At 38.7% G+C, this 13,360-nt stretch carries 9 protein-coding genes; 1 reads left to right on the top strand and 8 read right to left on the bottom strand.

The genetic code is table 11. The annotated features are described in order from the left end of the window. Positions 1-714: 714 nt before the first annotated feature. Positions 715-3,513, bottom strand: coding sequence for a bifunctional aconitate hydratase 2/2-methylisocitrate dehydratase (locus ACYVHJ_RS22135; RefSeq protein ID WP_339902816.1), 2,799 nt, complete (start codon positions 3,511-3,513; stop codon positions 715-717). A gap of 324 nt (positions 3,514-3,837) precedes the next feature. Continuing rightward, positions 3,838-4,563, bottom strand: a complete 726-nt coding sequence (locus ACYVHJ_RS22130; RefSeq protein ID WP_460519407.1) for a ribonuclease activity regulator RraA — start codon at positions 4,561-4,563, stop codon at positions 3,838-3,840. A gap of 463 nt (positions 4,564-5,026) precedes the next feature. Here ACYVHJ_RS22130 and ACYVHJ_RS22125 point away from each other — a divergent pair, with 463 nt between their 5' ends. Then, positions 5,027-6,286 carry an agmatine deiminase family protein gene (locus ACYVHJ_RS22125; RefSeq protein WP_460519404.1) on the top strand — a complete coding sequence of 420 codons (1,260 nt, stop codon included), beginning with the start codon at positions 5,027-5,029 and terminating at the stop codon, positions 6,284-6,286. A gap of 124 nt (positions 6,287-6,410) precedes the next feature. Here the strand turns inward: ACYVHJ_RS22125 and ACYVHJ_RS22120 are convergent, their stop codons facing one another. The 6 genes from ACYVHJ_RS22120 to ACYVHJ_RS22095 form a co-directional block, all read right to left on the bottom strand. Next, positions 6,411-7,598, bottom strand: coding sequence for a hypothetical protein (locus ACYVHJ_RS22120; RefSeq protein ID WP_460519401.1), 1,188 nt, complete (start codon positions 7,596-7,598; stop codon positions 6,411-6,413). 444 nt (positions 7,599-8,042) lie between these two features. Further along, positions 8,043-8,633: a hypothetical protein gene (locus ACYVHJ_RS22115; protein ID WP_460519398.1), complete on the bottom strand. Its 591-nt coding sequence runs from the start codon at positions 8,631-8,633 to the stop codon at positions 8,043-8,045. 168 nt (positions 8,634-8,801) lie between these two features. Further along, positions 8,802-10,091: an SGNH/GDSL hydrolase family protein gene (locus ACYVHJ_RS22110; RefSeq protein ID WP_460519395.1), complete on the bottom strand. Its 1,290-nt coding sequence runs from the start codon at positions 10,089-10,091 to the stop codon at positions 8,802-8,804. A gap of 192 nt (positions 10,092-10,283) precedes the next feature. After that, positions 10,284-11,414, bottom strand: coding sequence for an alpha/beta hydrolase family protein (locus ACYVHJ_RS22105; RefSeq protein WP_460519392.1), 1,131 nt, complete (start codon positions 11,412-11,414; stop codon positions 10,284-10,286). A gap of 152 nt (positions 11,415-11,566) precedes the next feature. Next, the gene (locus ACYVHJ_RS22100) at positions 11,567-11,959 is read right to left on the bottom strand and encodes a group II intron maturase-specific domain-containing protein (protein WP_460519389.1); all 393 of its coding nucleotides are present in this window, start codon (positions 11,957-11,959) and stop codon (positions 11,567-11,569) included. A 383-nt stretch (positions 11,960-12,342) separates the two neighbouring features. Beyond that, entirely contained in the window at positions 12,343-13,164 is an 822-nt protein-coding gene (locus ACYVHJ_RS22095; RefSeq protein ID WP_460519410.1) for a KilA-N domain-containing protein, read from the bottom strand. Positions 13,165-13,360 lie beyond the last annotated feature (196 nt).

Here is a 13,360-nt window from a genome sequence, read left to right as displayed (position 1 = left end):
ATATCATTTACCTTGACTATTGCTACTTTTTTGCTGCAGGTCTGCCCTGAGTTTATTCAGTGGTCAAAAAAGTAAGCAACCTGTCCTGAAGCGGAGCTAGTCAGGAGAAAACCCCACCGCTGAGTATCTTTTCGGCTAAAATTTAAGGCCTCCCGCACACAGGCAAACTCCTTAGTTTTTGGTTTTAATATTGGCCTTGTTTATTAAATGTCTACTAAACCAAAAACTTCGTCAAACAGTGCCTGTGCCCTTGCCAACCCCTACTAAATTTCTTAATGCCGAAAATCTACAAGGCGGAAATTAATTTATCATATGACCTTAACTCAATTCAGTTTTATAAAAATCTATCATAGATAGGCTTAGGGAAGACTTTTAGTGGGAAAAGCTGTAAGAATCCCGAACAAGTTGAGACTGACATTCCCTTTCCCACCTCAGAAAACCCACTAAAAGGGTTCCCAGAAACGATATAGTTTTTTATTTAGAGCGATTTAAAATCGAATTCAGGTCCACACATTTTTCAATACCAACCATAGCATAGAGAGCAAAAAAAGTTATCCAAAAAAAGGCTGAGTTCTGAAAGCACTCCTTAACTAGGAATGGCTTCAAAACTCAGCCTTTAAATATATACCTGAAGCAATGCTCTTACCTTAGTAATTCATTGCCAATAGCTCTTTAAATTACTGACTTCCACCAGCTACACTTTTTCCTTTCGTATTAATACGATAGAAGGTGATTTGGTTTTGAAGTCATCTTTTTAAGCGGTGGAGCAAAATGAGTAAGTTTGATTCCCTTAACCGCAATCTTATACTCTTCAAGGGTAGGTGTTCTACCTAGAATGGCTGAAAGGATAACTACCGGCGTTGAACCTAGCAATGATTCGCCTTTTTTACGGTCAGAATCCTTCACTACTCTTCCTTGGAATAAACGCGTGGAAGTGGCCATCACTGTATCTCCTTTTTCAGCTTTCTCTTGGTTACCCATACAAAGGTTACATCCGGGACGCTCTAGGTACAGAATATTGTCATACTCTGTTCTTGCACTACTTTTAGGTGCAGCATCGTCAAATTCAAAACCGGAATATTTTTGAAGAATTTCCCAGTCGCCTTCTTCTTTCAACTCATCAATGATATTGTAAGTTGGGGCAGTCACTACCAAAGGTGCTTTGAATTCAACTTTCCCATAGTGATCTTCCATGTTTTTCAACATTTTGGCCACTATTTTGATATCTCCTTTATGCACCATACAAGAACCTACAAAGCCAAGGTCAATATGTTTTTCTCCTTGGTAATAGGAAAGTTCACGGATGGTGTCATGCGTATAACGTTTAGAAACGTCCTCATTGTGAACATCCGGATCAGCGATCATTGGCTCATCAATGATGTCCAAATCAACTACAAATTCCGCATGGTATTTTGCATTCTCATCAGGAGTTAATGGAGGTTTTTTGCCTGTTCTTATCTCCTCAATTCTGTTATTGGCCTTATCAATCAAACCTTGAAGTACCTGATTGTGATTGTCCATGCCCTTGTCGATCATTATTTGGATACGACCTTTGGCAATTTCCAAAGACTCTATCAACGTTTCATCCTCTGAGATACAGATTGAAGCTTTCGCTTTCATTTCTGCAGTCCAATCTGTGAATGTAAAAGCTTGGTCAGAAGGAAGGGTACCAATATGCACCTCAATCACTCTTCCTTGGAAGACATTCTCGCCTTTAAACGCTTTTAGCATTTGAGATTGTGTAGCATGTACTACATCTCTGAAATCCATATGGTCTTTCATTTTACCTTTAAAGGTAACTTTCACTGACTCCGGGATTGGCATTGAAGCCTCGCCTGTGGCCAGGGCTAGCGCAACCGTACCTGAATCTGCTCCAAAAGCAACGCCTTTAGACATTCTGGTGTGGGAATCTCCTCCAATGATAATGGCCCAATCATCAACGGTAAGGTCATTTAATACCTTATGAATCACATCCGTTAGGGGTGCATATTTATGTTCAGGATCACGGGCAGTTATCAAACCAAAATCATTCATGAATTTCATCAATTTTGGTATGTTTTGTTGAGATTTTAAATCCCAAACAGAGGCGGTATGACAGCCCGACTGATAACCGGCATCAACAATAGGAGAAATGACTGTAGCAGCCATCATTTCCAATTCTTGAGAAGTCATCAAACCTGTGGTATCTTGAGAACCTACAATATTAACTTCAGCACGAACATAAGAACCTGCGTGAAGCACGGCTCCGGTGGTACCTACAGCATTTGCATTAAAAATTTTCTCTACAGCTGTCAGGCCTTGTCCTTTATGCGATATTTCTTTTGAAGGCGCATAAACTAAGGGCAATTCTATGTCGAGGATTTTCGCTGCGATGGTTTGAAGCTTTTTACCAAATACAATGGCATATGAGCCTCCGGCTTTCATAAACTCCATCTTCTGTGGGGTGAAAGCAGATGATATATCCATCAGTTCTTTCTCTCCATCATAGAGTTTTTTGGTTTTTGTATTGATGGTCAATACAGTACCTGTTTCTACAGAATATATTTGTTCTAAAACGGGTTCTCCGTTTTCATCAACAATTAGATTCCCTTCAGCATCGTATTTCTTTTTCCAGTTTTTTAAGTCTAAACCAATACCGCCGGTTACACCCACGGTGGTAAGGAAAATTGGTGAAATCCCATTTGTTCCTGCCACTACAGGCGCTATGTTGATAAAAGGTATATATGGGCTGGCCTTTTTCCCTATCCATAGTGCAACGTTGTTCACTCCGGACATCCTTGAAGAACCAACGCCCATGGTGCCTTTTTCAGCCACCAACATCACCCTTTTGTCAGGATGCTTGGCCTGAAGTTCTAGCAGCTCTTTTTGTTGTTCTTTATTGTGTTCGAACATGCATTGGCCATGCAGTTGTCGATCAGATCTTGAATGAGCATCTCCACCCGGAGACAATAAATCTGTCGAGATATCTCCCACACCCGCAATAAAAGTGACGAGTTTAATTTCTTCTGGAAGTTCAGGCAATTTAGTAAAGAACTCTGCTTTTGCGTAGCTTTCTAAAATGTCCTTCGCAACAGGGTTTCCCTCTTTGAAGGCTTTTTCTAAACGATCTGTATCTGCTTCATATAGAAAAACCTGTGTCTTCAAGACTTTTGCAGCTTCTTCTGCTATGGAAACATCTTCACCAAGCGCCAAATCCAGTAAAACTTTTACTGAAGGGCCACCTTTCATGTGTGACAATTGCTCCAAAGCAAAGGCAGGTGAAATTTCTTCTAATACAGATTCACCAAGAATAATTTCCTTTAAAAACTCAGCTTTAACAATGGCTGCAGAAGTAGTACCCGGCAAAACATTGTAAATAAAGAAATTCAAAGAATCTTTCCTGTGTTCATGATGAAGGTCTTTGATTTGTGCGATGATTTCAGTCAATAAATCTGCACTATCAATCGGTTTCGGATCAAGATTATCCTTTTTCCTATCTTCTATCTCTTCTAGGTACTTACTATATTCACTCATAAATTTTTTTATCTCTATTCACAAAGTTAAAAATTGAACGCTTTTTATCATAGCATTGCTCCTGTTATTTTTTATATGCTTAACATGCTTATACTGTGTTAAATTCGTATTGGCAACATTTTTTTGAAGAAATATTTCTTAGTTAAATCATTAGAGAAATATTTAATGTAGGCACTTGCCACTGGGCGATTGTTCAGAACATGGGTAAGGAGAGCTTCTTTTCTTTCTAAAAATCATGGAATACCCCTATTTTCACCCTCCATTTATAGCCTAACCTAAGGAACTTTACCCATTTGCTTACTTTCCTCTGATCAAACAGACATTTTATTTCTCCCTATTTGCCCCCCCTTGCTGTTTTTTCCACAGCTCAAATGCTTCTCTATTTTCTTCTTTCGTAAGAGGATATAAACCCACAATCGTGTGTCCTGCCAATACCCGCTCAGTAACAAAATCTTCATAGAGGGTCATGTTTATTGCCTCCTCGGCTATTTCATCAGCCATGTGAGCCGGAATAACCATCACTCCATCATCATCTCCAACAACCACATCTCCCGGGAAAACCGCCACATCCCCACACCCGATTGGCACGTTAATATCCATTGCTTGGTGTAAGGTTAAATTGGTTGGTGCACTTACCCTATGATGATAGGAAGGCATGTCCAACTTGGCAATTTCTGCTGAATCCCGAAACCCTCCGTCTGTAACAATACCGGCTGCTCCCCGAACCATAAGGCGGGAAGCCAATATTGAACCGGCAGAAGCCGCTCTACTTTTTTTACGGCTATCAATTACAAGTACTGCTCCTTTAGGACAAGTCTCTACCGCCACCCGTTGAGGATGCTTGGGGTCTTGAAATACAGTGATTGGGTTGAGATCTTCCCTGGCAGGAATATACCGTAAAGTAAAAGCTTCTCCAACCATGGTAGGTTTTCCTTCTGCCAAAGGTTTCACCCCTTGAATGAATTGATTTTTCAAACCTCGCTTGAACAAGGCTGTGGCAAGTGTGGCAGTGCTTACCGTTTCTAATTTTTCGCGTGTAGTGGCTAACATTATTTTAGTTTTGATAAGGTTTTAAAAATAGGCTGGTTTTTGGGCCGGTATCGCCTATTCCTGCGATGCTTCTACATTGAAGTCTATGATGGTAAAAAGGCTTAGGTAGATAAAAATACACCTCATTCCTTACTCACCATAATTCTATAAAAGTACTGCAGAAAGCTAAACCTCAATAATGACTTTAAAAGTAATGATAAGTAAGTAAACTACCTGCATTCATGCAAGGTTAAAGGAATTTTGTTGGCATTTGCTATACAATCATTGTGAGCCCTCGGGCTGTCATGGCATAACATTCATTATGGGTTTGTTATTTCATCGGCTTGCAGGTTAAGCCCTAAGAAATTATATAAAAACTAAGATTGTAATCAGAATATTTCTGTAAATTGCTTTAATAAATCTGATCGGTTAAACCGATTATTATAGCTTATGAATAAAAAACCATATCCACAATTCACCTGAGATGACAATCAGGTTCGGATTGACAGAGACTCAAGGATTGCGTTGCTGTCTGTTTGTATTGTTGTCATGCTTTTTTTTCTTTATCTGTGCTTGCAAGCAAGATTATGAGTTAAAGCATACCGCCAATCCCTTAGCGGAATTTGACCCACAGGAGAGCACCTTCATTTGCTGGACACCCCAATTTCAAGAAATATCACTAAAACTTATCCAGGAGATAGCAGAAGTGGATCATGTCACGCTTTTCTACAACCAACGTAACCAACAGCCGGAAGCGCTACAAAAATTATTCAGGCAAAGAAAGATCAATTTAAAAAATGTCAGCCTATCTCCTTTTAAATTAGAAAAAGACAATATCTGGATCAGGGATTATGGCCCCATCCTTATGCAGGATGAGCAGGGACAGGAGGAAATGGTTAATTTTCATTATCACCATGAAGAAAACCAGGAATACAATTTATTCAATGAGCAATATGCTTCAAAAATGAGAATCCCTTTTATGAGAAGCAGGTTGTCCAGCTCCGGAGGAGGGCGTGAGATCAATGGAAGAGGAACCATAATATTAATTGAGGGACATGAGCAATACATCAACCCTGATCTTAGCAAGGAGGAAATTGAAAAGGAATACAAAGAAAAGCTAAAACAAAAAAATGTCATCTGGTTAAAGAAAGGCATTCCGCAAGACGATCTGTTTGACAATGGTCCGGTGATTGACAATATTTATGGCAATGGAGTTCATTGGCATGTGGATGAATTCTGCCGATTTGCAGATGCCCAAACCATCTTGCTGGCCCAAGTAGATCCGGCAGACCTGGCTTTGGATCCATTCTACCAAGTAGTGCATGAGAGGTTGGAAGAAAGTTATCAGATACTCAAGAATGCAAGTGATCAGGATGGCAACCCTTTTAAGATCATCCGAGTACCACAGGCACCTATTATTTTTGATCAGGGCAATTACAAGGGCCAGGCAATCTTTTATACCCCGGTAACCAGCTATTTAAACTTTGTCTTGACCAATAACTTGGTGGTGATACCCGCCTATTACAACCCGGGTGACCCTGATTTTATACGCCAAAAAGATGAACAGGCCAGAAAAGCTTTTCAGGAAGTTTTTCATAGCAGAAAAGTGGTGATGATAAATGCCACTGAACTCAATTATAGTGGAGGTGGACTACACTGTATCACCATGCATAAACCTAAAATAGAAAAACCATCCAACCTCAGGGTCAAATGGAACAACACCCTTAAAAGGTGGAAGGGTTAAAACGGGAACTGAACATTTTCTCATCTATCTTACTAATTGGATCCAATTTTTAGAGGCAAAACAAGCGCAATTCCTTGAGCTTCTTTAAGATTAAATACATGTGTCAATTAAATTCAAGGTAAACCTATAATAAGGTATCGAGATCAAAGGAATAAACATTACCTAAATCATCTGAGAAAAATATTAGTTTGGGCTCATCCGGTAAAAAACAAGCCTTACTTGATGTGACATCTCCATTTTTGCCTAAGATATTGGTTTTAAGTTGTATTAACTCTCTAAAATGCCAGCTGTCATTCTTTTTTATTACTTCATTGACAGAAATAAAATAGCGATTATCTTCTCGATTTCTTACGCTATGTATTTCAAAAATTTCCCCCGATGCCACATGGTTAATAATAGGGCGACTAGGGCCTCTTTGTTGGGTTAGGTTCTCATAGCGAATGTTGGTCCAATGGCCCGTTCTATCCCTTACTCGCAATACAAATTGAGGTTGATTCATTTTGTCCACACTACTCTTTGTGACCAAAAGCATTTCTCCATTTTCAAAAACAGTAGCATTCAAGTGATCGTCTGCATTATTGTCTCCCTGCTGAACAATTACAGGCTGTGACCAATGATCAAAGGCATCACCATCACGGTGAATCCGCTCCACTATAGATTGGGTATCTTGGTTAGACCAGATCACAGAAACTTGGTCTTTTCGTCCAACGATTAATGAGATATCATCCTTATTAATGTCATCCGCAAGTATAAAAGGATCGGCCCAATCCTGACCGTTGAGCGAATGCCAAACCATGATGTTTTCATTTATATCAGCACAAATCCAAAATTGATTTTCTGAATCTTGTGTTATGGTTGCCGTTTCTATAGCATTACAGCTTTCAGGAATAGGAAGGTTAACCTTCCATTGATGTTGATATTCCTTACTTTCGGGGGCATAGATTAGTTTAACTACCGTCAAGGCACATTCATCCACCAAGACCAGTTGTGTCTCCTCACCTTTGCTCAATACATCAGCCCTAGGCGGCAAATTCTTCCATGCCTGGTTAACTTTAATTTGACTCGTCCATCCTAAAGGTTCTTTTTTCAATAACTTCGGTCCGTCTTTATCACCTACGATTAGCCATTGCCCATATTTATTGGTCCAGGATTTTGATTGAGGTTTGTCTGCCGTTGCATCGCCATAATCCACCTTAAAAATAGGATCTAAATAAATCTCCGGGGTTTTTATTGTTTGGGAAAAGGTTGGATAGCTAAATAGCAAAAAATAAACAAGGGGCAGGAAAAAGGCTAAAATACTTTTTGATTTCATAAGTGTTGTAGGTAATCAACAAAATTAATTATTTAGACTTCAGCGCAAGTTAAAAAATCATTGCTTTACCATTAAATTTAAAGAGCAGGGTACAATTTAAGGCCCAATTTGATGGATAATTCACAAGAATCCATCTCAACAATCCGGATTTATTCGCGCATCTAAAACCTGCTAAATCATATAATTAGCCACCTAAATCTCTTATCCATAAATAGCCGTTATAGAACTTTCCGATTCACTTAATATTGAGCTAGCATAAAAAGCAATAGGGAATACCATTCTTTATCATAACCCAAGGCACTCAAGTGGACGCTAAGCATGGCTCCTGAGCCTGCTGAAGGGTGGAGAAGGGATCCTGGACATTTCTCAGGGTTCAACACTGCATTCAGACTAGGCTGTTCCAGCCATCAGAATGCTTAGTTATTGCCATCCGTATTCCTATTTTTAATTCAATTCCGACTCAATTTGTTTGAGATGAGCTAATAGAAATGATCTAGTCTCTCTATCATTAACTTTCTTAAGCTTTTTAGTAGTCATAATAAAATTATTCTTTATTCTAACAAACTGTTCAGAATTTTCAAATGCTTTCAGCCAGTCAGAAAAATCAGCAAGTTCATTTTGGTCTGAACTATAATTGAAATATTCAGTAAATTCAGGACTCGTCAAGTTTGAATATTCATATTTTTCAATTGGTTCAATCGGTCTTCCAAAGTATTTATCAAACAAGTATGAATTGGCGAAAAATACTTGAAATGCTTTTCTCTCAGCTTTTTTTATATTTTTTGTCTTGAAAAGTATAATAAGCCATTCAAATAAAAAGTCAGGCATTCCTATGTCATCACTAAAATTCTTTTCAAACCAATTCAAATAGGTCAAACCTCCTTTGAAATCATTAATCTTGATAAATAGTCCTGGCGGTACATACCTTAAACCACGGCTGTCGTCAAAGCAACCAAATTTTCTTTTCTCAGCAACTAAAGTAGCTCTGATACTTCTTATTTTCTTTTTGATTTTTTCAATTTGTCTTGGTGTCATTTTCCTTATTTAGGCTAAACGGTATAGGGGTAGATTGCCAGGTAGTTTCCTATCAAACCGCCATGCAGCTTGAGCGGGCCAAAAGCCTTGATATTTAAACATTACCTGCCAATGTTGATAAAAATGGTAGACCAATCAATGGGGTCTCCTTGACCTATTATCAGTTAACTAATCAGACAATGTTCCATTCAGAAATATATGTGAAAAAATCAATTCGTTTTTATTATATTTCTCAGGATTAGCGTCAAAGTCCGCTTTTCTACTATCATTGTTTAATGAATTTCTTTTTTCCTCTAATGTTAAAGGTTGACTGGATGGATAAATTTTCACAATATGTTTCTTTGTTTCACTCAATTTCACAAATCTTGACTGCTTTCTATAATAAGAACAATAACCATCCCAGTTAGCTAACTCATTTTTTACTCCGTCGACCTCAATAATATACCTTCCTCCTGTTGGACCAACTAATATATCTAAACCCATTTCATTCCCTATAAAGGAAAATTGGTAAGTAGCGTTCGTGTCTTGAGAAACAAAATAGGGATTTTCTAATGGTTTAAATTTGTCGAGATAGCTTAACTGTCCGGTTGAATCAACATAATCGTAATTTTTTGATTGTCTTACTATACCTTTAATCATCGTTGTGTTTTCATAATTGTCAGCAATCAATACAGGCTTTAATACATGTTCTTTTACACCGCTTAACGTATCTATCTTCAATAAACATTTTGCTAAAATATCCTTATAAACTTCGTGTCCGAAATCTGTTGGATGAACTTTGTCTGCTGTAAAAACGTACTGTCCGGAACTGTTTAAGAAAGTAGCTTTGTCATAATCGCTGTCATACCAAACAACAGAATCTGATTCAATCCTATTAAAAGTTTGAGGCGTCAATAAAACTGACGGTATGTCATAATATGAGGCTATTGAATCGTGTTTAGTCGCAGACATATTCATTTTACCGTTTTCACAGTCAGATAAGGAAGCTTCATTAACTGTATAAACGAAGCAAATATCTGTATATGGATTTTTTGACCATATTTTACGCACCATTCCTTCCATACTTTTTTCTACATCAGAGGAACTTGCACCGCCATCATTAACTGCAAATTCGATGAAAATCAAGTCAAAGTCGGACTTACTCAGTAAATGTTCATCAATTCTAAATACCCCATATTTAGAGTTAGTGCCTCCAATGGCGGCACTGTAGCTGAATAAGCCTTTAATGGAGTATTGTTCTTCTATCCAAGATACTATTTTAGGTCGCCAACCATTTGCCGCAGTGATACTTCCTCCTATAAATCCAATTTTAATGTCTTGTTTTGTATTTATCTTATCAAAGAAATTAGGTAGACCCTGTCTTGCTGAAAATTCAGTTGTGTCTTTCAATTCCCACTGAGCAAAGCATTGTAAAGAGATTATCAACAAAATACTAGATAGTATAAATTTCCTTTTCATATTCTTGATTATTTAAATTATTTACTTTGCCTAATGTCAGTACTTTTTTTCTCGGTCACCACGTGTTTTAGCTTGGAGACGGTGGGAAATCTGAGCCGTATTCTTCAAGCTTACTCCTAGTTTTTTAAAGATACTGTTTTTTTAGTTACTCAGTACCACCCGCTGTATCCAATGGTGATGTTAGGCTACGCATTATTCTACTTGCTTTAAAATCCAATCTGCCATTTCCTTTAATGCTATGGGTGAAAATGTTTCCTTAATCTTTGCATACTCAGCAGGGGAACCCGTTTCGCAGTTCTGGAAAAGATGATTAAGATTCGGCAACTTTTTTATAGTCACACTTGAATTGCCCCCCTTTTTAATAGCGTTACTAATTCCAGATAAATTCTCTTTAGGAGTTACCACCAAATCCTTTTCTCCATTTAAGGCCAAAACGGGACAAGTGACCTTTTCTAGTATTGATGCAGGATCGTATTTCAGGAAATTTCTAAACCATTCCGACGACCACTTATCTAATTGGGTTGATACAGCCTTTTCTCTTGACATTTCCGATGGTATTAGTTCAGCTGGAGAATTATCGTAGGACTGTTCGATAAGTCTAGCTAAGTCAGTCTTCAATGTACGACCATCTGTAGACATGGATATCATTCGATATGCCTTCTTATGTACTGGTAGTATAAATTCTTTTATGTCAGATTCCGAAATACCATCTGCCCTAGCAATTAATTCTTGCTGCATCAGAAGGACTTTCATTATTTCAATCCCTGGACCAGCAAGCAGAACGATGAAACTTACATCTTTAGAATTAGATGCGACCATTGGTGCAACCATCCCTCCTTCACTATGTCCAATTAGACCGATTTTATCTTTGTTTATCTCTTTCCTCGTTTTTAAAAATTCAATAGCACTGACAACGTCTGATGCAAAATCTATAGTCGTAGTTGTTTTGAAGTTACCAGTGGATTTCCCAACACCCCTATCATCATACCTTAGAACAGCTATTCCATGTTTTGTTAAATGGTCAGAAATGATCAAAAATGGTTTATGTCCCGAAATTTCTTCATCTCTGTTTTGGGCACCGCTTCCGGAAATTAAAATGACAGCCGGATAATTTCCTGCTGCCGTCGGTAATGTCAGTGTTCCGGCTAAAGTGACGTGGGAATCATTGTTTTTAAAAGTAATTTCTTCAGTGTAGTATGGATATGGCTTTGATGGTTCTTGAGGTCTATTGATGGAAGTCTTATAGAAAATAAATACAATTAGTCCAATTGCCATTACTCCGAACGAAATCCCAACACTAACTGCTATTCTTTTTGTTTTCATAATGGGCTTAGATATTGGCTAATCGGGTCAGGTTGGGGAATTGCACCCCAACCTTCCCACGGAACTCCCGAACATCGGGACAGGCTGTGCGTGAGACTCTCACCTCACACGGCTCTTCATGTTTTTTAAATCGCTCAGTCCGACTAAGGTACCTAAGGTTGAACCAATTTCCAATGCGCAAACAGTCCCGGAGAAGACTTGTACTGACGCTTAAGCCATCTGACTGCGGCCATTTTGTACAATCCCTTCTCCCATTTGACCCATTTGAGCAGCCGGTGGTTGAGTTGATTCCATACCTCACGCATAGATTCTCCCCTTAGCTTGTGGTAGTAGTTGAGCAGTCCCCTGGCAACTGGATTGAGTCGACGGGCAATCTCGTGAATAGGCTGGCGCCACTTGTTCCTTGAAATGAAATGGCCTGTACTGCGTTTCCCGACAGTCGGGACAGGCTCTGCCAGCTTAACCCCGGATGCGGTGTGGCCGGTATCTTCCGGACGTCTGCCACACTTGTCATAGGTACACACGTAATTACCTATTTTCCACATCTAGATTTGCTTTCTCGAGGCTTCATCACTGGTTTATTTTCATTCAGCTCCATCAGTACTTACCTACGGGGATCACTGTCCCTGTTTTTCCTTACCGCTCACCACATATTGGTTTCCCAGTTATGCAGCGCAAGGTAGTTTGATGGCTGCTCCGACAAGCCGCCATCGGAGGGCCTATCTATCGGTTGCCCAATAGTCCTCCATCCATTTCAAAGCATTCAGCCCCTTGGGGCTGATTCAAGTCACACACGGGATTCAGCTTGGAGATGGCGGGCATTTGAAAACCTTCACTTCCAGCCTACTCCTAACTTCTTAAATAAACTAAACTTTCTATTTACTCTGAACCGCCCGCTGTATCCAAAGTGATGTTAGCGTTTTGTTGTTTATTTCTTTCTCCCTAAATCCGAAAATGTTGTCTTTGAGAGCTTTTTTAAGGATTTAATGAAATCTTTGTCATCTAGAGTTGCTAACTGTGACTTTGCTGTTTTACTGAGCTGAATAAATCTGTCTTCCTTTTTCTCTTTTCTTTCAATCAGGATAGCATTCACATTTTCTAGGTTTGAAAGCACAACCAATTTATTGATACTGGCAAAATCCCTAACGTTTAAACCTTTATCCGCATGTTCCTTATTAGCTTCTCTCCAATCTTTAGCAGTACATCCAAAAAGAGCTACATTTAATAAATCGGCTTCTTCGGCATAAATCAACCACTCCTTATCTTTTAAGTAGTTTTTATCTGGTATTATGTGATTTTTGATAGCATTAGTATGAATGTGATAGTTTGTCTTAGTTAATATTCTTTTGACGTTCCATTCAAGGTTGTATTGATTCGTCTCTATTTCCTTAAGCCTTTGAAATTCCTTGATGAGCAATAGTTTAAACATTGGGCTTATCCAAGAGCCAAATTCAAAAGCAATATCTTTGTGGGCATAAGTACCACCATATCTTCCTGCCTTTGAAAAAATTCCAATAGCGTTGGTTGCTTCAATCCATTTTCTTGGTGTTAGGTTAAAGCTGTTAAGCCCTGCTTGTTTTCTAAAGGTGTCGAATTCGACAGGTTTAAAATCTGGATTATGAAGGGTTTCCCAAAGCCCAATAAACTCAACCGTATTTCTATTCCGCATCCAATTTCTGATATGGTCTTCCCCTTCTTCGCCTCGTACCATATCCGTTAAGCAAATATAATCCCCACTATTCTGCTCAATAATGGATATCGACTTTTTATCAACTTCGATTTTAGAGGTCTTTGCCTTAAAATAGTTTTTCTTAAAAGTAGCAAAATTTTGGATGCAGAGGTCTTTTCACAATATACGCTAACGGTCTTGTGTCGAGTAGGAAAAGGGAGTTTCACCCTTCCCCTCTCACAGAACCGTACGTGATAGTCTCCCATCATACGGCTCT

The sequence above is a fragment of the Cyclobacterium sediminis genome (assembly GCF_054781075.1).
Note: the sequence above shows the minus strand (reverse complement) of the source record. Positions and strands in the feature narration are given on the sequence as shown.

What these genes read in the sequence shown, in the direction of transcription:
- ACYVHJ_RS22120 (WP_460519401.1), bottom strand. Translation starts at nt 7,598, where the DNA reads ATGAAATCAAAAAGTATTTTAGCCTTTTTCCTGCCCCTTGTTTATTTT.
- ACYVHJ_RS22135 (WP_339902816.1), bottom strand. Translation starts at nt 3,513, where the DNA reads ATGAGTGAATATAGTAAGTACCTAGAAGAGATAGAAGATAGGAAAAAG.
- ACYVHJ_RS22115 (WP_460519398.1), bottom strand. Translation starts at nt 8,633, where the DNA reads ATGACACCAAGACAAATTGAAAAAATCAAAAAGAAAATAAGAAGTATC.
- ACYVHJ_RS22110 (WP_460519395.1), bottom strand. Translation starts at nt 10,091, where the DNA reads ATGAAAAGGAAATTTATACTATCTAGTATTTTGTTGATAATCTCTTTA.
- ACYVHJ_RS22125 (WP_460519404.1), top strand. Translation starts at nt 5,027, where the DNA reads ATGACAATCAGGTTCGGATTGACAGAGACTCAAGGATTGCGTTGCTGT.
- ACYVHJ_RS22100 (WP_460519389.1), bottom strand. Translation starts at nt 11,959, where the DNA reads ATGTGGAAAATAGGTAATTACGTGTGTACCTATGACAAGTGTGGCAGA.
- ACYVHJ_RS22105 (WP_460519392.1), bottom strand. Translation starts at nt 11,414, where the DNA reads ATGAAAACAAAAAGAATAGCAGTTAGTGTTGGGATTTCGTTCGGAGTA.
- ACYVHJ_RS22130 (WP_460519407.1), bottom strand. Translation starts at nt 4,563, where the DNA reads ATGTTAGCCACTACACGCGAAAAATTAGAAACGGTAAGCACTGCCACA.